This is a genomic window from Shewanella dokdonensis, from assembly GCF_018394335.1.
GTDB classification, from domain to species: domain Bacteria; phylum Pseudomonadota; class Gammaproteobacteria; order Enterobacterales; family Shewanellaceae; genus Shewanella; species Shewanella dokdonensis.
Genome location: NZ_CP074572.1, coordinates 796,755 through 821,966, shown reverse-complemented (window position 1 = coordinate 821,966; position 25,212 = coordinate 796,755). Strand labels below are relative to the sequence as shown.

The following is a 25,212-nucleotide window of genomic DNA, read 5'->3' as shown; positions in this document are numbered from 1 at the left end:
ACTTCTAAAGGTAGAGAAACAATGGAAAAAGTGACAACAGTTTGTCCGTACTGCGGTGCGGGCTGCAAAATGAAACTGGTGGTGGATAACGGCCGTATTATCCGTGCAGAAGCAGCCGCAGGTGCCACCAACCAAAGCGAACTATGCCTTAAAGGTTACTATGGCTGGGATTTCCTCAACGATACTAAACTGCTGACTCCCCATGCGCGAGCCGATGATCCGCCGTGAAAAAGGTGGCCCATTTGAGACAGTATCTTGGGATGAAGCCATCAAATACGTGGCCAAACGTTTTGCCGAAATCAAGGCAAAACACGGTGCCCGCGCCATTATGACTACCGGGTCTTCCCGCGGCACAGGTAATGAAACCAATTATGTAATGCAAAAGTTCGCCCGCGCGGTGCTTGGCAGCAATAACGTCGACTGCTGTGCCCGTGTGTGCCACGGCCCATCAGTTGCCGGGTTGCGTGAAACCTTAGGCAATGGTGCCATGAGCGTTTCCATCGAAGATCTGGAACAGGCTAAATGTCTGTTGATCTTTGGTTACAACAGCGCCGATTCTCACCCGATTGTGGCCCGCCGCATTGTGAAGGCCAAACAGAATGGTGCCAAGATCATCGTGTGCGATCCACGCCGCATTGAAGCCGCCCGTATTGCTGACCAACATCTGCAACTGAACAACGGTTGTAACGTGGTGATGGTCAACGCTTTTATCTACACCTTGCTGGAAGAAAACCTCTACGACAAAGACTATGTGGCCAAATACACCGAAGGTTTCGACAGCTTGTGGGATGTAGTCAAAGACTATGCTCCTGAAAAAGTTGAAGCCATTACCGGCGTCAGCGCCCAGGATATTCGCCAAGCGATGCGTACCTATGCTTCCTCTCCCGCATCGGTAATTTGTTGGGGCATGGGCGTGACTCAGTTTGGTCAGGGCACCGAAACCGTTAAGAGTCTGTCAACCTTAGCATTGCTGACTGGCAACCTTGGTCGCCATGGCGCGGGTGTGGCTCCCGTTCGTGGTCAGAACAATGTGCAAGGTGGCTGTGATATGGGGGTACTGCCAGACTTATTCCCCGGCTACCAGAAAGTTATCGATCCCGCTGTCCGTGCTAAATTTGCTAAGGCGTGGGGCATAGATCCAGAATCCATGGATAAAGACGTTGGCGTTCGTATCACCCAAGTGCCACATCTAGCGCTAGAAGGCAAAGTCAAAGCCTATTACATCATGGGTGAAGATCCGTTGCAGACCGAAGCCGATTTAAGCCTGGTACGCAAGGGTCTTGAAGCGCTGGATTTGCTGGTGGTACAGGACATTTTCATGACCAAAACCGCCGAAGCTGCGGACGTGATCCTGCCGGCAACTTCCTGGGGTGAACACGGTGGCGTATTTACCTGTGCTGACCGCGGTTTCCAACGTTTCGAAAAAGCCATTGAACCTAAATACAACGTTAAACGTGACTGGGACATCATTTCACTGATCGCCACTGAAATGGGTTACCCAATGCACTACGACAACAACCAGCAGATTTGGGATGAACTGCGTGAATTGTGCCCACTGTATTACGGCGCAACTTACGAAAAAATGGGCGAATTTGGTCATGTACAGTGGCCATGTCCAACACTGGATCATCCAGGTACGCCAGTGCTGTATACCGACAATAAATTTGCCACACCTAGCGGTAAAGGGCAGTTGTTTGCCACCCAATGGCGCAAACCTGCTGAACTGACCGACGAAGAATTTCCGCTGGTACTGTGTACCGTTCGTGAAGTGGGACACTATTCCTGCCGCTCTATGACAGGTAACTGTGCCGCCTTGAAAACCTTGGCGGATGAACCTGGGCTGGTCAACATCAATCCTGCCGATGCTCAGGCACTTGGCATCAAAGATCAACAACTGGTGTGGGTTGCTTCACGGCGCGGCAAGGTGATCAGTCGCGCTAATGTCAGCGACCGCATCAACCGTGGTGCCGTGTACATGACTTATCAGTGGTGGGTTGGCGCCTGCAATGAGTTGACCCAGGATAACCTGGACCCCACCTCAAAAACGCCAGAAACCAAGTACTGTGCAGCTAATGTCAGTGCTATCGAGGATCAGACCTGGGCAGAGAATTATGCGGCACAGGTCTACAGCGAGATGAAAGCTCGCTTACGCCATGCTGTGGAGGACGCCAGGCCAGCGGCCGCTACTGCATAAGTAGTATGCAAAACTACATCAACGTCAAAAGTCAAAGGGATCGGTAACGATCCCTTTTTTGTGGGCGGCCCACAGGGCTGACGACTTCTCGGCCTTATGCTAAAAATGGCTACACTCAGGCTTCACGGCTTTCTATCCTTGAAAGCCATTGCCGCTTGGTTATCACTAATTCGCGCCCACAAACTTGAGACCTTGACTGCATTTTCGGAGTATTAACCTTTTGCCCAAACTTTGTTACCAGCTCACCTGCGCTAGCGACAAAGCCACTTCCAGTTGACCAAGTTTTGGTAATGCTACAAAGTGTTCACTTTAACAGTGGCGATTCACTTATATGTATTGAGATAAAGTGAGTTTGGCTTCGTTTAAGCCAGAAATCATTCGATCTATTTGCTCAACTCTAGAAGCAAATTTTTCTTTTAATTTATCACATATCTGCTCTCTTTTCTGTAGACCTAATTGGCATTCTAATATTGGTCTAACTTCCTCAATGGTAAAGCCTATATCTTTAAAAAACTTAATTTTATCAACTAGTTCTATATCATCATTATTAAAGCAACGATAGCCAGAATTAGTACGTGTCGGTTGCAATAGCCCTTTCTCCTCATAGTAACGAATCATTCTGATACTTACGTTTGTTTTTTTAGATAATTCACTTATTTTCATAATACATCCTTGACTCTAACAGCCCTGTCATACTTTAACATGTCATTCTCCAATAAGGAGGATGAAAATGATTAAATTGATATGTATCGTCAAACGTTTACCTGAATTAAGCTATGAGGAGTTTTTAAGGCATTGGGAAGATAATCATGCCAAACTAATCAAGAAGCATGCAAAAGTCTTGGGTATTAAAAAATATACTCAAAGCAGTTCTATTGATTTTAGTGAAATGAATTATCAAATGGTGTTGCTCAGGAATACGACACATTTTGATTTTGATGGTATAGCTGAACTTTGGTATTCCGATATTGAATCCCATCTAAGTTCCAGAAAAAGTCTTGATGGGGCTAATGCTCTTGAAGAAATAATAGCAGATGAAAAACGCTTCATTGACTTATCAAAATCACAAATGTGGTATAGCAGTGAATTATTGATCATTTAAATTTAAGCCTTGCTTGATAGAGGCTTAGCTAGTACAAATCAGTTCATAGGTGTGTCTAACGTGCACACCTTTTCCCCAAAGTGAGTTAGCTAGTTGTCGGTGGAACCAGTAACAAACGGATTTTGTGGCCTAAAAAATTTTATCCATATTCCACATGGTGTTGCTCACCTCTACGCCTAAAAACTGAACAGACATACACTCGTATCAAACGTGCATACATTTTGGGGGATTCTTAGCCAACAATTGTGCACACTTTCTCATTAATGTTAAAATAAATATATTTAAAATTAATTAGTTATGTTTTACATTGACTAGATAGTAGGTTTTGGAAACGTGTATGCGCACTAATAAACGGTTAGGCATCATGGAGACCATATGCCGAGATTAGATACTAGATTGGAAGCTGAAGGTGCAGAATTTCTCGTGCTAGGGCAGCTTCTATTGCAGAGAATCGCGTTGTACAAAACGTACACCAATATGCTTGGCTACGATTTAGTAGCTACTAATCCTGAGTCCAATAAATCGGCGATGGTACAAGTTAAAAGTCGATGGAGAACTGGGGTAGCTGGATTCCCTATAAGAAATTTCAATTGTGATTTTGTCGTCGTAGTTTTACTCAATCGTGGTTCTAAGGATGGTAAAAAAGAAACATTGCCGCCTAAATGTTATGTATTTTCAGTAGCTCTAATTGAGGCAGCTCCCCGCAGCGATAAATGGGGAAAAATAAATTTACGAGATATTCTGGATTGCCAAAATTACGAAGATAAGTGGGAATTTATTTCGGAGTTTCTGTGTTAAAAATGCCTAACAATGTGTTCCAATTGATCTCATACTGTCATGAATTCTAGTTCTAAAATTAGTGCCAGTATGAGGCATCTGAACTTTGCATTATACATTCTATAGAGTATTGATATAGTAAATGAAAATAGATTTCTTTTCGGATTTGTCAGATGAGCTACAAGCAACTCTTAAGGAGTACGGTTTAAATATCCCATCGCCTGAGGAATTACGTCAGCAAGATAAACGTTCTGAAGAAATAAAAGATAGGAGTGAGAACTATGATATACACAATCTCTTACATCACTTCTTTACTGTTTATTCTCGACGTATACCTGTACATAAATGGAATGTCCATATATCAGACAAACTGTCGGAGTCGAGTAAAATTATCGAGATAGTTAACAAACTGTCACATGGTGATGACATAAATATCTTGTTAAGCAATAGAGTAAGTAAGCTGAATCAATCTAAGTTTGCCGATTTACTTCTCGCAGAGTGGGGAATACACCATTTGCACTTTGAAGAGAGTAGAAGTAACGAGTTGCTTTTTATTTACTTTAGTAAAAGTGATGCTTATCTGATCGATATATTGCAGCACGAGAACGCTGATGGTTCGATGGTTACTTGGACTAATACTGATTTAATTCAGGTTATGCATGATAATTGGCCAAATGTATTAAGGCCATATGTTTTTAAAACAAATTCTCAATCGCCAGTGTTGACAACTGAAGAAAGAAGAATCTTAAGAAATAAAGCAGCAAACACTACCATAGTTGTAAATGATGGTACTGAATATATACCCATGGGAGGCGGTTATTCAGCAAGCAAACACCCAATCCATGCTATTGTGCAATCTGAATCGTTATACCTAACAGTCAAGCAGTTACAAAAGACTGTAGAAGAGAATTACCCTGCTATTCAGCAAGCTCTTTCTACATATACAACCAGCCCCAAGTTGGAACTGAAACTCGGTACCAACCTAGAACCTATGGTAGTAGAAGTTGTTCATAAAATTCAGCTCAATTTGCAACAGAGCGAAAAAAATGCATAACAAGAAATTTCAATGGATACATATAACGTGTGGCATTCTTGGTTTAAGGTTATTTTTTGTGATAAATGTTTATAAACCCTTGAATTAGACATTATATACCCGTGATCAAAAAATCAATCGCAGCGATGATTTCGTTTCTGAAAATAGTGAGGTCATCAACTGGGCTGGATAATAGTTTCACAGGAACACTCGCCATCTGATGGGTGAGCAAAACGAAATCCCCTTTAGAAATACTAATCGTAGGACATAAATGGCTTGGAGCCTTTTGTTCTAAAAGTGCTAGTGGCGTCAAAGGAATAACCAATCGCGAATTAAGTGGATCCAGTAATTCATTCTGAACATTCACAAAGAATGGGTAAGCCTTTGCTGTGGCTTTATCGTTATTTCTATATAAAGTAAATTGAGACATCAGAAAACTCGGTGTGAATCAGAAAATAGTCCATGTTTTTCAGTGAGTTCGTTGCAGGCATCAATGGCCTCTGCGTTTTGTTCCAGCCATTCAGCTTTCAGACGTTGGCTAACTTCTTTTTCTAAAGCCATTTCCATAGTTGCTGAAAGATTTATGTTTAAGCGTTTAGCTTGAGCCAGTAACTCACTGTTTAAACTTAAATTTGTCGCTTTTTTGGGGGCTTGAGTACTAAATGCGTTTCTCATAAAGTTATCCGGTGCGTATTAAGTATGCGCATTAATTATATGTGAAAGTAAGGCATGTACAAACTGTTAAAGCATGACTCATAACGCGTGGCACTTTGGGGTTGCAGTCAATTCGCTGTTGATAGAGCATTGCGGGGGTTTTTGTATTGCATTAGCAGCAAGTTAGCAAAGTATTCCCCCATAGAAATATTAATCCGAAACCAATGAATTAGGGCAAAAATTCTAGCTAGGTTTTGTCCCAATTATGTTTGGTTTAGCCTAATTCAGCCCAGTCATTGCGTCACTGTGAACCTTGGCTAAGCGAGCGATTTCATCACTTCTGCGCCAATGCTGAAAGAATGTAAGCGGGCTTGCTGCTCGACAATCGGCCCATTGAACATCAGTTCGTCGGCTTGGGTTTCCGCCAGTAATGCTTCAATCCCTTGGCGAATATCATCGCTATTGCCTACCAGTGAATACTTTAAGGTGCGCTCCATCGCGTTGATTTCATGTGGCTCCCAGTTATCTGCCAGTTTGGTTACGGGCAAGGGGATTTTGCCGGCGGTGCCTCGGTACAGGTGCAAGAATTGTTGCTGCACTGAGCTAAACAGATAATGCGCCTGTTGGCGTTCATCGGCGGCCACCAGATTGACACACACCATGGCATAGGGTTTAGCCCAGCGGGTTGATGGGCGAAATTGGCTGCGATACAGCGTTAATGCCCGCACCATCATTTCCGGGGCAAAGTGAGCCGCAAACGCGAAGGAAGTCCCATCTGTGCCGCTAATTGTGCGCTATAAAGGCTGGAACCCAGTAACCATAGCGGCACTTGTAAACCTTTGCCGGGCACCGCTTGTACTGCGCCGTTTGCCTCACTGAAATAATGCTGCAATTCGGCAACATCTTCTGGAAAACTGTCAACCGCGGCTTGGGGCTGACGCCGCAACGCGTGCATTGTCAGTTGATCGGTGCCAGGTGCCCGGCCAAGTCCTAGATCGATTCGGTCACCAAACAGCGTTGCCAGCGTACCGAACTGTTCGGCTATCACCAGCGGTGAATGGTTGGGCAACATGATGCCGCCAGAGCCTAAACGGATATGGGAAGTACCATTACCCAGGTGACATAACAGCACTGAGGTTGCGGCACTGGCAATGCCTGGCATGTTGTGGTGCTCTGCCAGCCAGTAGCGGGTATAACCTAGGTTTTCGGCATGCTGGGCCAGTTGCAGTGACTGTGCAAACGCGGTGGCAATATCACTGTTTACCGCAACCGGGGCCAAATCCAGCACTGAATAGGGACGCGTCATGTTAGCTCCAAAACATTCAATTTAGATGGCACTATAACACAGAGACGGTAACACAGAGATAGCAGCGGGCTCAGTCACCTGCTGACCGAACCCGTTGAGAACATGCCGCTATTTATGTGCTGGCACCTGTGGTAACAGTGACATCATGTTGACGGCATAACGACTGCCAGCGACTTTGTCGGCGGGGAAAACCTTATCGATAGCAGCTAACTCTTCGGCTGACAGGTTTACCTCTGCCGCTTGGATGTTGTCTTGCAGATATTTCCGGCGTTTGGTGCCAAACAGTGGGATTAAATGCTGATCCTGCGCCAATAACCAAGCCAGTGCTAGTTGTGACGGGGTAATGCCTTTCGTCTGTGCCAATTCAGTCACTGCATCCACCAGTGCCAGATTGCGCTGGAAGTTTTCTCCTGAAATCTCGGATTAAAGCGGCGATAGTCATCGGCATCAAAGTCATCCAGGCTGCGAATAGCACCGCTGAGAAAGCCTCGTCCCAGTGGGCTGTAGGCTACAAAACCTATGCCGAGTTCACGGCAGGTATCCAGTACGCCGTATTCGGGGTCGCGGGTCCACAGTGAGTATTCACTTTGGACGGCGGTAATTGGGTGCACTTGATGGGCTCGGCGCAGGCGCTCTGGGTCAACTTCGCTCAGCCCCAGATAACGCACTTTTCCGGCTTTAACCAGTTCTGCCATAGCGCCAACGGTCTCTTCGACCGGCACATCTGGGTCCATCCGATGCTGATAATAAAGATCAATATGATCGGTGCCGAGACGTTTAAGACTGTCTTCAACCGCCTGTTTAACGTATTCCGGTCGGCCGCAAACTCCGCGTTTTCGAGGGTCGGCAGCATCTCGCACAATACCAAACTTGGTGGCGAGAAAAATCTGTTGGCGGCGGCCTTTCAGCGCCTTGCTTAGCAGTATTTCGTTAGTATGCGGGCCATAAATATCAGCGGTATCCCAGAAGTTAACTCCTGATGCTAGCGCCAGATCCAGCGTTGCCAGTGATTCCTGTTCATCGGCGGCACCATAGAATTCACTCATGCCCATGCAGCCAAGCGCCAATGCTGAAACCTGTGGGCCATTGGCCCCTAACGTTCTGTGTTGCATCTTGAATCTCCCTTATGTCGGTGGACATAGCATCTTTGTTTTTACTTTTAGGATAAAGATGCTTATAACAGTTTTAGAATTCATAAATCACGAACAATATGGATAGGCTGCAAACCCTGGCAATTTATCAACGCGTGTGTGAAAGTCACAGTTTTACCAAGGCGGCGATGAGCCTCAATCTGCCGCGCTCGACTGTAACGCAGGCGATACAACGCCTGGAACAGCAACTGAACATGCAGTTGTTGCAGCGTACTACGCGTCAGGTACGGCTGACTGAATCCGGTATGGCGGTTTTAGAAAAAGCCCGGCAATTGCTAGCGGATTGGGATGAATTGGCCGGACTATTTGCCGAAGACCATCAGCCAAGCGGGGTGCTGCGTATCAGTGTACCAACACACTTTGCGCGGATGCTGATTATTCCGGCGTTGGCAGAGTTCCGGCAGCATTATCCCGGTATTGAGCTGAATATTGGCGTGACCGATAGTCGGGTGGATCTGCTCGAGAGCGGTGTCGATCTGGTGTTACGCGCCGGGCCTTTAAGCGATAGTAATCTGATTGGGCGTGACCTTGGGGCGATTCCTATTGTCACTTTGGCGAGTCCAGACTATTTGCAACAATTTGGTGTGCCGTCATGCCCAGATGATCTCAATGAACACCAGATGGTGGGGTATGTGTTGCCTTCCTCTGGGCGAGTGGAACCGCTGGAGTTTCTGGTCGCGGGTAAATATCAGAAGTTGATGTTGCCCCATCCCATTACCACCAATGGCTCGGATGCCTATATCGCCGCAGGATTGGCGGGCATGGGCTTAGTGCAAGTGCCCGTTTATGGTATTGCGCAATATCTGCAACAGGGATTACTGCAACAGGTGCTGGCGGATTATCCTCCCTCTGCAATGCCAATAGCCATGTTGTATCCTAAAAATCGCAATACCAGCCAGCGCTTACGGGTATTCATCGACTGGTTATCGCGGACTCTTCAGGAGAAAGTGCCGTTGCAGCACCCGGCTAGGGGCGCGCACCCATCAGCTAAAACCTAGTGGCGGATTTTGGGCGGCGGCGTAATATATTCGGCGCAGATGTGCGTACCTCATTGGCTGCTTTTAAAGCTGGTTGATACCGATTAACTGCTGGCGCGCCGCCGCATATCGTCGATAGCTACATCATTTTTCTCAAAATGTTTGATGAGGTACATGGCACTGTCGGCCCGCCGCAACAATGACGATGAATCTACCAGATGGGGGTCGCCAAAACAGATACCGATACTGGTGCCAATCTTGACCGTACGCCCGTTGGGAAGTAGCACCGCCTGAGTCAGTATCTGTTTTATTTTTTGCCCAAACTGTTGCAGCGTTGGTTTGTCATGGTAGCGGTCAGATAACAGTACAAATTCATCACCACCGAGACGAGCGACCACATCGTTGTCAACGGCGCAGCTATTGAGCCTTTGCGCAATAATCTGTAGCAGGTGATCCCCCATGCTGTGACCGTGGCAGTCGTTCACCTGTTTAAAGTCATCAAGGTCGATCATCAATAGCGCGAGTATTCGCTGCTGCTGTCGCGCACGCAGATATGCCGCTTCTAGCAGATGTTCGAGCCCATTGCGATTATAGAGTTTGGTCAACGGATCCCTATTGACCATCTTCTCCAATTCCTGTTTGGCAGTTTCCAGTTCGGCGGTGCGCTGCAACACTTTCTGCTCCAGCAACGATTCCTGTTGCGTTAGCGTGTTAACCAGTGCCGTTTGCGCGGCTTCTTTCTGGTGTTTCATCTCGTTGAAGCGCGAAGCCAACCCCAGCGACAGCATCAGCATTTCGATAGTGGAGCCAATCTGCATGCCATAAAAGGTGATGAAATTATCGGGTAACCAACCAGTGTTGCGTAGTGACACCATTGCCGTGCCGACTAACATACACATCCAGCCAATTAAAAAATAACGGGCGGCCGGAATGTGGCGATACACCCCAAAAGCACCGCACCACATCATCAAGGCCGCAATAGAGACGCCGATTGCCGACATAATCTGTACGCCAATCTGCACCGGTAATATCACAGTTGCCAGTGCCGCCACCGCGCAAAATCGTGCTGCCCACTTGAGGGTCATATCTACAACAGGTGCCCGCTGTTTGGTTGCCATATAATCCCGGGCAAACAGCAGTGCTAATACCACAGCGGTGGAATAGCCGGTGGGCACCACATGATTGATTACCGGTCCTAACAGTGACCACAGATACAGCGAACCTGGGCCGATAGCGGTGACTGTGGTAATACCAAACACCAGCAAAAAAGCGCTGTAAGACAGGTAAGGGCGCTGCTTTAGCACCAATCCCAGAAACATGTTGTAGCACCAGAGTGCTAGAAACATACCGGCAAAAATTACCTGAAATAGCAGATTTCGGTTGCTATGGGCGTGAAATGCCAACTGCGGGTAAAGTGTCGCGTTTAGCGTCATGCTGCCGTAGGCCTGAGCCCGGAGATAGACGGTCACCATCTCATTAGCCGGTAAGGTTAACCAGAATGCCGGGGTCGCATTGGCGATTGCACGGGCAACCGGAGGCATGGCAAATCCGTTGCGTTGGTGTACTGTGTGGCCGTCAGGATATTCAATATAGGCATCTAACTGATCCAGATAACCATAGTGAAAGTCGATGACCCAAGGTGCGGGAGCATTTGCTGTGGCGATAAGCTGTAGTTTCAGCCAGATGGCATCGGTGGTATAGCCAAGATGCAGCGCTTCACTGTGGTCAATTGGGCGAAATGTCAGTTGCTTGGCTTCAGGCAGTGACAGCAGCCCAGACGGATCGCGCAACATGGCAAAAGCGCTGTCTAGCAATCTGGGTTGGTTAACATCCTGTAGTCGTAGCGGTGATGCCTGTGCAGCCGTTGGTGTCAGTAGCCATATACATAGCAGCAGTCCGCAGCGGTAAAAAACATGTACAACAAAACTCATATTACAGGTGGTCTACCGAACAGTAAGGAGTGGGCATTGTAACGATATCTGCCCTGTATTACAGCTACAGTGCAACGTAAATGTGTCGCTCGAAATTAATCTGATAGTTGCGAGTAACGCAAACGGTATTGATAAAACTGTGATTTATATCATTATGATTAATAAGAAAAATCTTATGGTTGATGGTTTTTTGGTAGCATTAACTTATGCAAACTGTCTATCCCGTAATATTCATTAACCAAATAGTGGTAGCTGCGGTGTTTTGTGAGTTTGCAATTATCAATATTTGGTATACGGTATTCAAAATAATTAATATTTGGCCACTGCTTGCAGTGGTTGCTGTCGATGGAATGAAATACAACTATGACGAACACTTCCTTATTGACCTTACTGACAAGAGCGCTGGTACTCATGCTGCCAACCTCGCTAATGGCGGCACCACCGTCCGCGGCAGATATTCAGGCGAGTGTCGATTTACGCCAAAACTGGCAGGGACTAACGCGTGATCTGGCCTTTCCGGCCCAATGGCTGCCGGGGACTCATGAATTCTATTACCGTGTGACGGTTGCGGGTGGCTTTGCTTTTATCAAAGAAAATGCCGACAGCGGACAGAAAGGCCCGGCCTTTGACCAAACCCTGGTTGCCAAAGGGCTGAGCAAGGCTCAAGCTGACAATGTAACGGCGTTAGCACTGCCATTTGACGACTTCTGGTATGAGGATGACGGCATCGGCTTTTACCTGCACTATGAGCCCTGGCATTGCAGTTTGACTCAGGCCGTTTGTGCCAAGAAACCTGAGACTTCGCAGCCGATTGCCGATGATGAAGTGCGCGATCTTCGCGTGCCTGCAGACAATCATTTACGGCCATCGCCAGATGGCAAGCTACAAGCGCATGTGTTTGATCATAACCTGCAAGTTATTGATCAACATGGTCAAACTGTATTGTTGAGTCAGGAGGGAACCGCCGGCAATTTTTACGACCCACAAACCATTCAGTGGTCGCCAGATTCCCGTTATTTAGTGATCTTCCGCGTAACCCCTGGTTATACGCGTTATGTGACGCGGGTTTTGTCATCGCCGCAGACGCAATTGCAGCCCGAGGTGATCAAACAGCTCTATCCTAAGCCCGGCGATGCTATTGATATGGAGCAACCCGTCCTATTTGACCTGCACACTGGCAAACATACCGATATTGATGCCAGCTTGTTCCCGAATGCCTATGATCTGGTCAATTTACACTGGCGAGCTGATAGCAAAACCTTTGCTTTTGAATATACCCGCCGAGGTCATCAGCAGGCGCGTTTAATTGAAGTTGATGCCGCCAGTGGCAAGGGGCGGGTGGTGATTGATGAGACCAGCAATACCTTTATCTATCAATGGCGTGGCTATCGCCATGACGTCAGTCAGCTTGGCAAGGAAGTGATCTGGCTGTCGGAGCGCGATGGTTGGGCGCATCTGTATCTGTATGACGGCAAGCGCGGCAAGGTGAAAAACCTGATAACTCAGGGTAACTGGCCAGTGCGCGAAGTAGTGCATGTTGATGATGAGAAACGGCAAATCTGGTTTGCCGCCAGCGGTGTCAACGCGGGGAAGACCCTTACTTTGTGCACTATTATCGGGTGAATTTTGATGGCTCAGGACTGACGGAAATCACCCAAACGGCAGCCAATCACCACGTCAGTTTCTCTGATGATATGCAGTATTTTGTCGACAACTATTCACGGGTTGATTTGCCCAATATTGCCGAACTGAAAAAAGCCGATGGCACCTTAGTGCGGGTGATTGCTAAAGCCGACATTTCCCAATTAACGGCAGCGGGATTCAAAGCACCACAGGTGTTTGTGGCAAAAGGCCGTGATGGCAAGAGTGATATCTGGGGCTTGATAGTAAAACCGCAGCATTTCGACCCCAGTAAACACTACCCGGTAATTGAGAATATCTATGCTGGGCCACACGACAGCTTTGTGCCCAAAGACTTCTGGCCGTTTGGTTATCACTCCGGTGGCGACAAAGTCATCGGTATGCAGGCGCTGGCAAATTTGGGGTTTATTGTGGTGCAAATGGACGGCATGGGTACTGCCAATCGCTCCAAAGCATTTCATGATGTGGCCTGGAAAAATCTGGGGGATTCAGGTTTTCCGGATCGTATCTTGTGGCATCAAGCGGCTGCCAAGAAGTACCCCTGGTATGACATCAGCAAAGGCGTGGGCATTTATGGTGCCTCTGCTGGCGGCCAGAGCACCTTGAGTGCCCTGTTGTTCCATCCAGATTTTTACACTGTTGGGGTCGCCTTTGCCGGTTGCTATGACAACCGCATGGATAAAATGAGCTGGAATGAACAGTGGATGGGCTGGCCGGTAGATGAGAGCTATCTGCGCAGTTCGGCGGTGGTGAATGCGGCTAAGTTGCAAGGGCAACTGCTGATCATCTTTGGCGAGCAGGACAGTAACGTCGATCCCTCTTCGTCATTGCAGTTGGTTAATGCGCTGATCAATGCCAATAAAGATTTTGATCTGCTGGAAGTGCCTGGCGGCGAACACTCGGTTGGCCGTTCTACCGGGCCGATTGACTATGTGCAGCGGCGGCAGTTTATGTTCTTTATTCAGCATCTGTTACAGCAGCCAACCCCGAACTGGAATAAACAGTAATAGCGCAGCTTTTTCATAAAAAGGCCACCATGAACGGTGGCCTTTGGCTGCTTTGGTTGGGGGGAAGAAAATATTACTTAGCGTGCGCCTTTGGGCCAGTGGTTGGCTCAGCTACAGTTTTTGGGGGATTGCTACCGAGCTTAGCTTTATCGGTTTTGGCGGGTGTTAGTGGTTCGCTAAAGGCGCTGGCGTTAAACGCAGCGGCAAAAGCGGTGCCTTGCGCCTGTGGCAGCCGGAAGTATTGCTGACTCAGCGAAGATTTGAGTACATAGTCTTTACTGCCACTCATTTGCCCCAGACGGTAACTCACATCATCGCCTTGGTTACGTTGCACGGTAAACTGCAACAGCGGTTTATCCAGACCAAAATTGGCTTTTGGCTCTACCCCGAGCAGGTCACTGACACGTAGGGAACTCAGTTGCTGTAGCGCTTGATTGACGGCCCCGAGATTAATGCGGTTACCGGCAGCTAGCGGTGTCAGTTGCCAAGCGGGTTTGTCGGAAGTCACTGGTGCTGCATTTTTCAGGTCTTTGCTATTGCCGTTATCATCAATCAGCTTATCTACCATTTTCTGTACTTTGCCGTTGTTGGCAACGGCGGCTGGCAATTGTTGCTGAGATGCTGAGGTTTGGGCGTGGTCTATTACCCGGCTGAGCGTCGTATCCCCGATTGTTAACGCCTTGATGTTAGTGTTTTTCAACTGCAATAAGTCCTGCTGCATCCACTCCTTATTGGTGACAGGTAAGCGGTAAACCGGCAGATTGGCCAGATATACTTGAGTTTCACCCTCAAGCCGCAGGTGGGTTTCGCGCATACTGGCCGAGGTGCCAAGGTACAGGGTCGCCATATCAACCTGTTGCTGCGACAACACGACTTTGCGTTCAAAGCCGTCTTTTGCCACTTTGAAACGGTGGGCGGCGTTGTCACTGTCCGCAACGGCCAGCCCGTGTTTCAGTGATAGGATCTGCGCCAGCAATGATGTCACTTGTTGCTGATTTGCCGGAAAATCCGACTGGTCAGACAGCAGCCATTTGCCGTTGGTTTTGGCGAGGTTAACGACTTTGCCATCGTTGCCACTGATGCTGATATGGTCGATATCATTATCTTGCAGCGCCAGTAGCGCCTTGGGTTTGGCGGCACCCTGAATGCCACTGTGTTGCGCATTCAGAGTAACCGTTAGCAACAGTTGTAATACCAGCACACCACTCAGAATATAAATGAGTTTTTTCATCTTGTTATACCTCCGCCAGGATCTGCTGATAGCGGCGCAGATCGCTGATTTTTACCTGCCGACGCCACAGCCAAATCAACACCAGACCCAGCAACACCAAGCCATAGTTGAGATATTCCCAGTATTGCTGCTGTTCCAGTTTCATCCCTAACAGGGTTCTGGCTAACTGTGTCCGTCCACGCAAGGCCAGCAGTGCTGGGTCTTCCAGTGACCAGTCAATACTGTTCTGGATGAAGTCCAGCGGCTTGGTGTAGTAGGTGCTCAGCCCTTGAGATTCCAGTTGCAGCGCGGCATCACTGGCAAAACCGTTACTGGCCACCAAAATCAGCCGGGCAGATTCAGGCGAGTGGGCGATGACGCCGCCAAAACTGTTGTCAGTATCGGCTTTGGCAGCAGACTTGGTATTGGCTGTGTTAGTGGCGCCGTTATCCGCCAGTAGTGGCGACGGCTTGCCCGCATAGAAGGAATCAAAACTCCCGGTTTCTGCTACTGCTAGCGGATAGGACTGCTGCTTGCCTTCTAGCTTGAAGCCATTGGTTGGATAGCCGCGGTAGTCTGGCACTAAGTTGCTGCTGGCAGAACTCCAGCTATCGGCAGAACTGGTTAACAGTTGGCTGATGTCGCGGTTACCCGCTTGCTTGCTGTCGATAGTCACAGGGGATGCCCAGTTCAAGGTCAACTGCCCCAATTGCGCGGTGACCGGATTGTCTGGTGACAACTGATTACCACGTAAGTCCGGGAAATACGGATAAGGCAGCATGCGTACTTCTCTTAAGGTGATACCGCCAACATTACGCTCTACGGGCAGTGGCAGCGCCGCATTGCGCGGATCCAGCACCATACGTGGCGCTATGCTTAAGCCATAATGTGCCAACCATTTATCCAGGCCACTCTGTTGCTGCCGAGCGCTAAGTGACTGGCTGATATTGACCGCAAACGGGGAGGTCGCAATCATCACACTGCCACCTCGCATCAGGAACTGGTCAATGGCAAACAACGCTTTATTGCTGAGGTTTTCTGGGGCCATCACCAACAGGAAGTCTGCATCCTGGGATACCTTGCCATCGCTGAGATCTTCATCCACCACCCGCAGGTTTTTACTCAGCACTTCACGCAGCATGCTGTAGCTGGCACCACCTTGCTGCATGTAGTTGGGCTTGGGCGCGACCAGGGCGACAGTCTTCATAAATCCGGGGCGAGCCGTTGCAATGCCGCCTGAATGCTGTGTTTCAACGCATCCTTATCCAGTTTTTCTGGTAGCGGGATCTGCACATGGCTGCCACCGTTTTCCAACGTCATGTAGAACCAGAATGGATGACGATCTGTTAGCCCCATAATCTGCGGTGCAAAACCGTACTGCTGCTTCAGGGTTTTTGCCAGCTCGCTGTTATTTTGCGGATCATCGAATTGGGTCAGCAGCTTGCCATCAGCAGTTTTGTTAAGCTGTTTCAGTACCTCGTCTAATTCGCCACGTAACTTTTGCAATGGCTGTGGCAACTGCGCGGTGGCAGACATATAGCCGTGGAAGGTCACTTTGCCATTGATTGCCGCAAACGGGCTACCACCATCCTGCCATTTGTGCAGCACATTGCGAATGGCGCTGGTAATGGCGTATTCCGGATTTTTCAACAGTACATCCAGATGATCGCCACGGCCTTTTACTTCAATCAGATCCTGATAACTCAAGACCTTATACTGATCACCATAGGCAATCACCACATTGAAATAGGAACTCATCACCCCGGCAGAGTATTTGCTGGCGGTTTCAAACGACAGCGGCTGAATACCATAGCGAGCGGCGGCTTCCTGTTCGGCTTTCTGGTTTTTCTGTGGGTCAACAAACTCTACCCGGACCTTGTTGTCAGAGGCGACCGCGTATTCCTGCAACAGGTCTTTTATCTGCGGCACTAAAGGTTCCAGCAACGGGTGGGTCTTGGCAGAAAAATAGCCACGGATCAGTAATGGTTCCTGCAACTGTTGCAGGTAGTGCTTGCTGGCAGCCGACAAGGTGTATTGTTGCCCTTGGGTCATATCCAGCCGTGCCCAGCCGATAGTCGTTAACCACAAGTTAGCGGCGATAAAATTGACCACGGCCAAGGCGCACAGCAGCCGCCATTGTTGGTGATGGCGGTTATCTGGGTTATTGGCCCAGCGCAGCCGTTCCAGCCGTAGCAGGTTTAACGCAATAAAAATGCCTACCAGCGACAAATAATAATAGATATCCCGTAAATCCAATACGCCACGGGTGATGGACTGAAAATGTGCATCAGTGCTGAATGCCCGCAGCAGATCGCCGGTTTCATAGCCAAATAAATTGGTCAGTTGCGGCGTACCAATAAGATAAAACAGGCCACAAACCACTACGGTGAGGATCAACGCCACAATCGCGTTATCGGTACGGGAACTCATGTACAGACCGATAGCAATATAAGCCGCCGCTAGAAACAGCGAGGCGACATAACCCCCATTACCGGCCCCCAATCCAACGGCCCCATAAAGGATACGGTGAGCGGCAATGGTAAGGTCAGCAGTAATGCCAGTGCTACCAGCGACAGCATGGCGACAAACTTACCCAACACCAGTTTTAGTGGTGCGACCGGGCTGGTCAGCAATGATTCGAGCGTGCCACTGCGTTGCTCTTCTGACCAACTGCGCATGGTCAGGGCTGCCACCAGGAAGATCATCAACAGCGGCATCCACTGAAACAGCGGCCTAATATCCGCGATGTTACGGGCAAAGAAACCCGCTACCCAGAACACCACAAACAGACAGATAGCGAGGAAAGCCCTAAAAACAGCAAGGCTGCTGGGGAATTAAAAAAGCCGCGAAACTCCTTGCGGGCTATTTGACGGATCTCAGCCATGGACAACCTCCCGATTTACCTCTGCAAAGACACTTTCCAAATCACGTTTTTGGATTTCCAGGCTATACAGTTGTAAGCCTGCGTTGCAGATAGCTTTGGCAATCTGTGGTGCCAGTGTTATTGCCGCCTCAACATGGCAGTGCCATAGACCATCGTTCGCTGCCTGTGGGGTTATGGCGGCAATGCCGTGCAGTTGCTGCAAGGTATGGCTGGCATCTTGATTGACGGCAAGACGCAAACCATGAGCGGTCTGTAGATCTTCAATTCTGGCATCCACCACTAATTCGCCATGGCGCATGATCAGCACCCGTTCACACACCGCCTGTACCTCTTGCAGAATATGGGTCGACACAATAACGGTGGCGGTTTCTGCCAGTTCTTTGATCAATTGGCGCATCTGCAAAATCTGTGTGGGATCAAGGCCATTTGTCGGTTCATCCAGAATGATAATATCTGGCTGGTGCAGCAGCGCCTGTGCCACGCCAACCCGTTGTCGATAACCACGGGATAGCGTCTGAATGGTGGCAATGGCTTTTTCTTTAAGGGTACAGCGCCGGATCACCTCCGCCACGCGGCGAGGAATGAGTTGTGGTGCCACGCCATGTAATGCTGCTTGATATTCCAGATAATCAATCACGGTCATTTCCGGCCATACCGGGCAGTTTTCCGGTAGGTAACCAATGCGTGCCTGAATTGCCTGGGTGTCTTTGCCAACCTGCAGTTTATCTATGTCGATCTGCCCCGCTGTGGGTTCTAGATAGCCGGTCAGCATTTTCATAATGGTGGACTTACCGGCACCGTTATGGCCCAGTAAACCGACTATTTCGCCCCGGCCAATTTGAAAGCTAACGTCATTCACCGCGGTAAAAGCGCCATAACGGCGGGTCAGGTGTGTAACCTGTATCATGTTATTCTCCGGTGTCTGGGTAAAAAATTCCGCGACAGCAAATCGCGGTATTAAACGAATAAGAAAAGACCCGCTTGGGGATTAGCGGGTGTCGGGCCAAGGGGAGCCCGCAGCCAGCCGCTGATCGTGGGGGCAGCGGCTTTGATGGAAACTGTGCAAGTGAAACGATGCAGAGGCAAAAGGGTCGGCACTGTCATCATCCATTCTCCGTAAATCAGGTTTTTGTTAGTGTTGTTCTCCTGACCCGCAAGGGGTCTCTATCTGCAAGACCCAGAAAAATTTAGCTAAGTTCCTGAAATTAACCCATGTTAATCTGCCGGAAATATTGCGTTTGCTAAAATAATATCAAGATATTGATTTTAAATCATTTTTGTTGGTTTTTTAGAAGCAAAGATTAAAGCCGAACGGGGACGCTTAATTGCCATGAAGGCGTTACAAAGCGATGGTTGAAGCTGTGGGTGCGGGTGAGTCAGGTGGCTGTCACCCGTGTTAGCAAAGTGTGGCTATTTGAGTTTAATGCAGACCGGTAATGATCTGGTTGCGCCCCGGCGTTTAGCTTCATAGAGACGCATATCTGCCTGGCGGTATAACGCATCAAAATCCTGACCATCAAGCGGCCACTGCGCTAAGCCGATACTGACGGTAAAGTGAATGGGGTGCTTGTGAAAAGTGGGGGCCAATTTTTCAATATCAGTGCGGAGCCGCTCCGCCAATTCTATGGCGTCAGCCTTATGGGTTTTGGGTAACAGAATGCAGAATTCTTCGCCCCCTACGCGAAACAGCCAGTCACTTGCGCGGGTGTGAACGGTCATGCGTTGGCTGAGTTGGCACAAAATCAAATCGCCCGCCTCATGGCCATTTTCGTCATTAATGTGTTTGAAATGGTCAATATCCAGCAGTAACAGGGTAAACGGGGTGTTGGCCGCAGTATGGGAAACGGCGATCTGGCCGAAAATATTTTCCAGATGCAGACGATTGTGTAATCCGGTCAAGGGATCTCTGGCGGCTATTTCCCGCAACTGCCGCACCATCTGCACGCGCTTGTACTCGAAAATATGGCTCATACCCCATAAAAACAGATAACTGACACTGGCATTGATCAACAATGCCACATCCAGACTGCCATCAAGAGCAGGTTGTGCCCATAGCATTACGCTCACGCCCAGCACGCCAAAACAGAAGGTGAACACGCCGCCGAGCAGCAGTCCCAACAGTAGCATATTGACGGGCGGCATCAGCAGCAGCCAATAAAAACCATCGGTATACAATCCTTTGCTGTACATGCCGTAGATGATGACGCCGCCGACAGTCAACATCAGGCCAGATGTCCACCAGTGCAGATGTGACGTTCGCTGTACCCGCAATAAAAACAACAGGCAATACAACGTGATGCAAGATTCCAAAATGGAAACTGTTTTGACATCGTGATGCAGATTACTCAGCGACAAGGCAAAGGCCAGCAGCGCAATCACCCACAGAATGATACGTAGCAATGTACGGCGATAAGCAACTTCATCTTCCCACATCGCCGGGGAACGCATAAATGAACGCGATGGCATCCAATCACCTTTGACGACTGTTCACGACAGCAAGCGTTGAGCCTTAACTGTATTTGGCGGACAAAATACCTTGCCTGAGCATAGATTTCCATGACTCACTCACTGATATGAGGAGTTGTGGTAATGATCTGGCGATATTGAGTAAGAGAATTCTTTGTCATTGTTTCAGCATAAAATATGCCGAAAGCCTAACTTATACAAAATGATATCGCGCTAAAATTATTTTTTGATAGTTTTGCTGAGAATTTACCGCTAAAGTTTGCGGTTCGTTTAGTCTTGCTTAAATTGCCACTACTCCAGTGCTAGGGCCCGCTCTCATGCCGATGCCGCAACACAATGTTTATTATGCACAATCTCCCGAGTTGGAAGATAACAATCGCCGTGCAATTTTGCGCATCATTCTGTGGATCATTGTCGTGCTTGGCCTCATTCTCTGTGGCTTGAACCTGCATCATGGTTCGGTGACTGTGGCTTGGCTGGAGTTTGGGGTCGTACTGTTTTGTAGTGTCTTTTTATATAACCTGAAACGGACATCTAAGCTAAAGTTGTGGATCGCAACCTTGCTGATGCTGGTATTTGTGGTGGTGCTCTATGGCATGCAGATACGCGCACTCAGCGCTGGCAGCTACTATTGGGTCTTGGTGATGCCACCGCTGTCATTACTGTTGTTGGGATTGCACTGGGGCAGTTGGCTGTCGTTGCTGTTTGGCATCGGTGGCATGATGCAGATGCTGTACACCCAGTCAACACAACTGCCGCAGTTCAATCTCTCGCTGAGCAATAACGCACTCTTCAGTTATCTGACTATCTGGGCTGTCAGCCATGTTTATGAATATAAACGCAGTTATGTTGTGCAGCAATTGCAGAAACTGGCATCGGTCGATCCGTTGACCGGGCTCTACAACCGGCGGCAATTAACCGCGGTATTTGAGCACTGTTTTACTGCACATCGGCAAAGCGGATACCCGTTTGGTATGCTGTTGCTGGATGTTGACCATTTCAAAAACATCAATGATGTGTACGGTCATGATGTTGGAGATCAAATGCTGACGCACCTTGCCTGCCTGATGAAGGCGAATCGTCGCCACGATGACTGGGTCTTTAGGGTTGGTGGTGAAGAGTTTTGTTTGCTGGTGGCGCAGTCGGACAAATCGCAATTGCGGCAGATGGCTGAACGCCTGCGCCTGGACGTTGAACAACACCCCGGCATTTATGATGGTCAACAGTGTCCGGTGACTGTCAGTATTGGTATCGCCACCTGGCCGGAAGATGGCAGCACCTTTGCCAGCCTGTATCAGCAGGCTGACAGAAGGTTATATCAAGCCAAAAACAGTGGCCGTAACACTGTGGTTGCCTAGATCCCAAGTTATATACGGAACTGTCCCACCTCGGTTGCCAGACGTTGCGCCAAGGATTCCAGGGTTTGAGCTTGCTTAGCGGATGTTTCCGCTTCCGTTGACAGCCCACCTGAGACTTCACGGATGGATTCAGTATTGCGGTTAATTTCTGCGGTAACTGATGTTTGCTCCTCTGCCGCAGTGGCTATCTGCCGCGCCATATCAGAAATCTGGCCGATAGCCGCACTTATCTGTTGCAGACTGGCATTGGCCGCTTCGACATCGGTAACGCTGACATCGGTCATCTGATTGCTTTTATTCATAGTGGTCACGGCACTGGCCGCAATCTCTTGTAGCGTTGCAATCATCACTTGAATTTCTTGGGTCGAGGCGTGAGTGCGCTGTGACAGTACCCGGACTTCATCGGCCACTACGGCAAAACCGCGGCCTTGTTCACCGGCGCGAGCGGCTTCAATGGCGGCATTGAGTGCCAGTAAATTGGTTTGTTCTGCAATATCACTGATCGTCAACAAGATACTGTTGATTTGCCGTGAATGCTGATCCAGCTCGGCAATAATCGCCGTAGCATTGCCCACTTCCGTTGCCAGTTGCCGAATGGATTGCCGCGACTGACCGGCTTGTTGCTGTCCAGATTCTGCCAGTGTTACCGCTTGTTCGGCGGTTTGTGCTGCGGTTTGCGCGTTACTGGAAATTTCCTGAGTGGCGGAGGCCATTTCTGTCACCGCCGTGGCGACCATAGTGACATCGTCCAACTGTTTGACAATCTCGCGACGATTGCTTTCGGCCACTTGGCGACTGGTTCCGGCTTCTTCGGTCAAATTGCGTGAGACATCGCCAAGCCGTCCTACCATTTGTGCCAGTAACGCCACAAAACGATTAAAGCCCTGTGCCAGTTGGCCTATTTCATCATATTGGTGACGGGTATTAATTCGCACTGTTAAATCGCCACCGCCGCTGGCAATTGAATTCAACGCTTTGGAAACGTTTTCCAGATCGCGGAACTGGCTGCGAAAGATAATGATAAGGACTACCGCAAACAACAATATGGCAATGATGGCGGTGACGATCATGGTGAAGGTCAACTGATTCGCTTCGGCCATAATGACGTCTTTGTTCATCACAAACAGCAATGACCAATCGCTACCAGGAATATCAGCGAGATAGAACAATTTTTGATTGCCCTGGAAACTGTCTTCATAGAGTGAGTTGTGCGAGGACAGTTGCTGCAACCATTGATGCGTGAATCGCGGATCTACATCTGTGAGTGGCTTGTTATCAAAAGATTTATCTGGATAACTTATCAGCTTGCCATCCTGCTGGAGCAAGGCGGTAAACCCCTTGCCTGGCACTTTGAGCTTGGCCAGCTTATCGGTGATTTTGGTTAAAGTCACATTGCTGCCAACCACCCCTTTGGTTTTGCCTGTCTGGTCTATCACCGGTGCACAAAAAGTGACAACCATTTTTTGCAATGAACTACTGATATGCGGTGGTTCAATAATCAATTGTCCAGTGCTTTTGGCCCTTTTGTACCAGCCGCGCACCCGCGGATCAAACCCCGCAACGTATAGCGCGGGATCATGGCGATACATCTCACCCTGTTCATTACCGTACATAGACAAACTGTAATCGAGGGCACGCTGAGCATAGGCGAGCAGAAATGTGGGGTCTTGGTTGGCGGGCATCGCTTCTAAGGAACGCTTCAAACTCAGTAAACCGGTTTTTTTGCCATCAAACCAAGTGCCAATGTTATAGGCAAATAGTTCTCCGGTTTGCTGAATTTGCTCTTGCGTCTGGTTAAGCGACGTTTGCTGGATGGCACTGAAAGAAAGTGAGCTAAGGATGACAGACACAATCAATACCGCAGCCAGACTAGCGCCTAACAGGCGAGTTTTTAGCGTAATCTTCATTTGTCATTACACAGACATGAGAATAATGGGCGTTGATTATAAAAAATTAATTGATTGATTTGAGGTAATTAAGAAACTTTGAATCAAGATTCGATATATTTTAATTTAGTTTTTATTTATTAATAAGTTGATTAAAACATGGCCACACAAAGACCTTTGCTTGCCCTGGGAATTAAGGCGCCAAAAACGCTATTAAATATCGCTTTTGACGCCCGAGGCTATAGTTAGGGTTGCGCTGGTGCTACCTCGCCACCGCCAAGCGCCTGATATAGGGTCGCCTGGGCCGTCAGTTGGTTGTAGCGGTTTTGCAGCAGTGATTCTTCGGCGCTACGTCGATTTTCCTGGGCATCTAACCAGTTCTGAATGGCAATCGCGCCGTGGCGATACTGACTCTCGTAAATTTTCTCCGCTGCCGCCGCCGCGTCATACTGCAACTGTAATTTCTCACCTTGATAGGCGTACTGGCGTCTGGCTGAAATAGCGTTATCCACGTCTTCAAACGCCTGATACAGTGTTTTACGGTAAGTTATCACCGCCGTCTGATAATCAACATCGGCAATCTTGTTGTTGATTTTCATCTGGTTCCACTGCAAAAACGGCAAGGTCAGCCCCGCACCGAGTGTGCCGATTGGGTTTCGTAGCAGTTCTTTTAGCTCGCTGGATGAATCGCCCACGGAGCCGGTCAGATTCAAGGTGGGGAAATAACCGGCAAAGGTGGCATCTTTGCTGGCAAGCGCGGAGCGTAGCGAGTACAGCGCGGCTTTGACATCCGGCCGACGCACCAGTAAGTCCGCTGGCACCCCGGCAGCAATTTCTGGCACGGCGCCGTCAGGCAGTTTTGTTATCTGCAATGGCAGTTGTGTTGGCGGCTGGTTGAACAATATTGCCAAAGCGTTCTGTGCTTCGGTCAATTGTTGTAGCAGCTCGCTATGGCTGGATTCCTGTCCTGCCAGATTACGTTGGGCTTCCAGCACATTGAGTTTGAAACCGCTCCAGCAGCATATTGATTCTGCGTTAACTGTAAGGTTTGTTTGGCATAATCAATGCTGTTTTGACTGAGTGTAATGCGTTGTTTTAGATAGCCAATCTGCCAGTAAAGTGAGGCGGTGGTCGCCACCAGACTCTGGGCGGTACTCTCCCGGTCTTCGGCGCTAGCCATAGCGTTCCAACTGGCCGCATCCACATCGGCCGCGACTTTTCCCCACAGATCCACTTCGTAGCTCACTGACAGGTTGGCCTGGTAGCTAGTATTGCTGTCACCGCCGTCCAGCGGCTTGCTCTTGCTGGCTGAGGTGCTGGCCGACAGTTGCGGCCACATGTCGGTACGGCTTAACCCTGCCTGTAACCGTGCTTTTTGCAAGGTCAGCGTGGCTAATGCCAGATCGTTATTGGTTGTTAAGACGACAGCAATCAGTTGGTTGAGTTCCGGGTTATGGAATTTTTGCCACCAAGGGTCAAGACTGACTTGCTGGTTAACACTGGTCAGTTGCCAATTGGCGGGAATGTTCACCTCAGGTGCTTGAAAATCGCTGCGGGTAAACACGCCACAACCACTCAATGCACTGATACAGATAGCGATTGCTGAAATACGGAATACATCTTTATGCTTCATTG

General features: G+C 48.7%; 24 protein-coding genes and 1 pseudogene. 9 read left to right on the top strand and 16 right to left on the bottom strand.

The features are described from left to right. Nucleotides 1–21 precede the first annotated feature (21 nt). Both KHX94_RS21995 and fdhF read left to right on the top strand, forming a co-directional pair. Nucleotides 22–228, top strand: coding sequence for a hypothetical protein (locus tag KHX94_RS21995; RefSeq protein ID WP_213682442.1), 207 nt, complete (start codon nucleotides 22–24; stop codon nucleotides 226–228). Beyond that, a complete protein-coding gene (fdhF, locus tag KHX94_RS03900; RefSeq protein ID WP_213682441.1) occupies nucleotides 203–2,194 on the top strand; it encodes a formate dehydrogenase subunit alpha in 1,992 nt (663 codons plus the stop codon). Before KHX94_RS21995 ends, fdhF begins: the two co-directional genes overlap by 26 nt. Nucleotides 2,195–2,521: 327 nt before the next feature. Here the strand turns inward: fdhF and KHX94_RS03895 are convergent, their stop codons facing one another. Continuing rightward, nucleotides 2,522–2,857 carry a MerR family transcriptional regulator gene (locus KHX94_RS03895; protein WP_213682440.1) on the bottom strand — a complete coding sequence of 112 codons (336 nt, stop codon included), beginning with the start codon at nucleotides 2,855–2,857 and terminating at the stop codon, nucleotides 2,522–2,524. A 67-nt stretch (nucleotides 2,858–2,924) separates the two neighbouring features. Between KHX94_RS03895 and KHX94_RS03890 the strand changes: the two genes are divergently transcribed. From KHX94_RS03890 to KHX94_RS03880, 3 genes are all read left to right on the top strand, one after another. After that, nucleotides 2,925–3,296, top strand: a complete 372-nt coding sequence (locus tag KHX94_RS03890) for an EthD domain-containing protein (protein ID WP_213682439.1) — start codon at nucleotides 2,925–2,927, stop codon at nucleotides 3,294–3,296. Between the two features lie 375 nt (nucleotides 3,297–3,671). Beyond that, a complete protein-coding gene (locus KHX94_RS03885) occupies nucleotides 3,672–4,094 on the top strand; it encodes a hypothetical protein (protein WP_213682438.1) in 423 nt (140 codons plus the stop codon). Between the two features lie 121 nt (nucleotides 4,095–4,215). Continuing rightward, the gene (locus KHX94_RS03880; protein ID WP_213682437.1) at nucleotides 4,216–5,127 is read left to right on the top strand and encodes a hypothetical protein; all 912 of its coding nucleotides are present in this window, start codon (nucleotides 4,216–4,218) and stop codon (nucleotides 5,125–5,127) included. A gap of 91 nt (nucleotides 5,128–5,218) precedes the next feature. Here the strand turns inward: KHX94_RS03880 and KHX94_RS03875 are convergent, their stop codons facing one another. The 6 genes from KHX94_RS03875 to KHX94_RS03860 form a co-directional block, all read right to left on the bottom strand. Further along, complete coding sequence (locus KHX94_RS03875; RefSeq protein WP_213682436.1) at nucleotides 5,219–5,536, bottom strand: CcdB family protein; 318 nt, start codon at nucleotides 5,534–5,536, stop codon at nucleotides 5,219–5,221. Next, the gene (locus KHX94_RS03870) at nucleotides 5,536–5,781 is read right to left on the bottom strand and encodes a type II toxin-antitoxin system CcdA family antitoxin (RefSeq protein ID WP_213682435.1); all 246 of its coding nucleotides are present in this window, start codon (nucleotides 5,779–5,781) and stop codon (nucleotides 5,536–5,538) included. The genes KHX94_RS03875 and KHX94_RS03870 overlap by 1 nt, the downstream gene beginning before the upstream one ends. A gap of 296 nt (nucleotides 5,782–6,077) precedes the next feature. Beyond that, nucleotides 6,078–6,494, bottom strand: a complete 417-nt coding sequence (locus KHX94_RS21700; protein ID WP_425314038.1) for an LLM class oxidoreductase — start codon at nucleotides 6,492–6,494, stop codon at nucleotides 6,078–6,080. Then, nucleotides 6,491–7,066, bottom strand: coding sequence for an MsnO8 family LLM class oxidoreductase (locus tag KHX94_RS21695; RefSeq protein WP_425314037.1), 576 nt, complete (start codon nucleotides 7,064–7,066; stop codon nucleotides 6,491–6,493). Before KHX94_RS21695 ends, KHX94_RS21700 begins: the two co-directional genes overlap by 4 nt. A gap of 108 nt (nucleotides 7,067–7,174) precedes the next feature. Next, nucleotides 7,175–7,438 carry an aldo/keto reductase gene (locus KHX94_RS20970; protein WP_280529615.1) on the bottom strand — a complete coding sequence of 88 codons (264 nt, stop codon included), beginning with the start codon at nucleotides 7,436–7,438 and terminating at the stop codon, nucleotides 7,175–7,177. Further along, nucleotides 7,435–8,178, bottom strand: coding sequence for an aldo/keto reductase (locus tag KHX94_RS03860; RefSeq protein ID WP_280529614.1), 744 nt, complete (start codon nucleotides 8,176–8,178; stop codon nucleotides 7,435–7,437). Before KHX94_RS03860 ends, KHX94_RS20970 begins: the two co-directional genes overlap by 4 nt. A gap of 98 nt (nucleotides 8,179–8,276) precedes the next feature. Here KHX94_RS03860 and KHX94_RS03855 point away from each other — a divergent pair, with 98 nt between their 5' ends. Then, on the top strand, nucleotides 8,277–9,215 hold the full coding sequence (locus tag KHX94_RS03855; RefSeq protein WP_213682434.1) for a LysR family transcriptional regulator: 939 nt from the start codon (nucleotides 8,277–8,279) through the stop codon (nucleotides 9,213–9,215). A gap of 83 nt (nucleotides 9,216–9,298) precedes the next feature. On the opposite strand, the gene KHX94_RS03850 is transcribed toward KHX94_RS03855, so the two are convergent. Beyond that, nucleotides 9,299–11,125 (bottom strand): diguanylate cyclase, encoded by a 1,827-nt coding sequence (locus KHX94_RS03850; RefSeq protein ID WP_213682433.1) that lies wholly within the window; start codon nucleotides 11,123–11,125, stop codon nucleotides 9,299–9,301. A 363-nt stretch (nucleotides 11,126–11,488) separates the two neighbouring features. On the opposite strand from KHX94_RS03850, the gene KHX94_RS03845 reads away from it, so the two are divergent. Both KHX94_RS03845 and KHX94_RS20965 read left to right on the top strand, forming a co-directional pair. After that, nucleotides 11,489–12,748: a DPP IV N-terminal domain-containing protein gene (locus KHX94_RS03845; protein WP_213682432.1), complete on the top strand. Its 1,260-nt coding sequence runs from the start codon at nucleotides 11,489–11,491 to the stop codon at nucleotides 12,746–12,748. Continuing rightward, nucleotides 12,730–13,773: an alpha/beta hydrolase family protein gene (locus tag KHX94_RS20965; RefSeq protein WP_213682431.1), complete on the top strand. Its 1,044-nt coding sequence runs from the start codon at nucleotides 12,730–12,732 to the stop codon at nucleotides 13,771–13,773. The genes KHX94_RS03845 and KHX94_RS20965 overlap by 19 nt, the downstream gene beginning before the upstream one ends. 73 nt (nucleotides 13,774–13,846) lie before the next feature. Here KHX94_RS20965 and KHX94_RS03835 read toward each other — a convergent pair whose 3' ends face one another. The 6 genes from KHX94_RS03835 to KHX94_RS03810 all read right to left on the bottom strand — a co-directional run bounded on the left by KHX94_RS03835 (nucleotide 13,847) and on the right by KHX94_RS03810 (nucleotide 20,333). Then, complete coding sequence (locus tag KHX94_RS03835; protein ID WP_213682430.1) at nucleotides 13,847–15,004, bottom strand: DUF4340 domain-containing protein; 1,158 nt, start codon at nucleotides 15,002–15,004, stop codon at nucleotides 13,847–13,849. Between the two features lie 4 nt (nucleotides 15,005–15,008). After that, entirely contained in the window at nucleotides 15,009–16,190 is a 1,182-nt protein-coding gene (locus KHX94_RS03830; protein ID WP_213682429.1) for a Gldg family protein, read from the bottom strand. Continuing rightward, complete coding sequence (locus tag KHX94_RS03825; protein ID WP_213682428.1) at nucleotides 16,187–17,485, bottom strand: GldG family protein; 1,299 nt, start codon at nucleotides 17,483–17,485, stop codon at nucleotides 16,187–16,189. The genes KHX94_RS03830 and KHX94_RS03825 overlap by 4 nt, the downstream gene beginning before the upstream one ends. Continuing rightward, on the bottom strand, nucleotides 17,443–17,766 hold the full coding sequence (locus KHX94_RS03820; protein ID WP_213682427.1) for an ABC transporter permease: 324 nt from the start codon (nucleotides 17,764–17,766) through the stop codon (nucleotides 17,443–17,445). The genes KHX94_RS03825 and KHX94_RS03820 overlap by 43 nt, the downstream gene beginning before the upstream one ends. Nucleotides 17,767–17,859: 93 nt before the next feature. Then, on the bottom strand, nucleotides 17,860–18,774 hold the full coding sequence (locus tag KHX94_RS03815; protein WP_213682426.1) for an ABC transporter ATP-binding protein: 915 nt from the start codon (nucleotides 18,772–18,774) through the stop codon (nucleotides 17,860–17,862). Between the two features lie 503 nt (nucleotides 18,775–19,277). Beyond that, on the bottom strand, nucleotides 19,278–20,333 hold the full coding sequence (locus tag KHX94_RS03810; protein WP_213682425.1) for a GGDEF domain-containing protein: 1,056 nt from the start codon (nucleotides 20,331–20,333) through the stop codon (nucleotides 19,278–19,280). 317 nt (nucleotides 20,334–20,650) lie between these two features. On the opposite strand from KHX94_RS03810, the gene KHX94_RS03805 reads away from it, so the two are divergent. Next, nucleotides 20,651–21,691 (top strand): GGDEF domain-containing protein, encoded by a 1,041-nt coding sequence (locus KHX94_RS03805; protein ID WP_213682424.1) that lies wholly within the window; start codon nucleotides 20,651–20,653, stop codon nucleotides 21,689–21,691. Nucleotides 21,692–21,699: 8 nt separating this feature from the next. Here the strand turns inward: KHX94_RS03805 and KHX94_RS03800 are convergent, their stop codons facing one another. After that, nucleotides 21,700–23,598: a methyl-accepting chemotaxis protein gene (locus KHX94_RS03800; protein ID WP_213682423.1), complete on the bottom strand. Its 1,899-nt coding sequence runs from the start codon at nucleotides 23,596–23,598 to the stop codon at nucleotides 21,700–21,702. A 224-nt stretch (nucleotides 23,599–23,822) separates the two neighbouring features. Further along, nucleotides 23,823–25,210, bottom strand: a pseudogene (locus tag KHX94_RS21370) (efflux transporter outer membrane subunit). Between the last annotated feature and the right edge of the window lie 2 nt (nucleotides 25,211–25,212).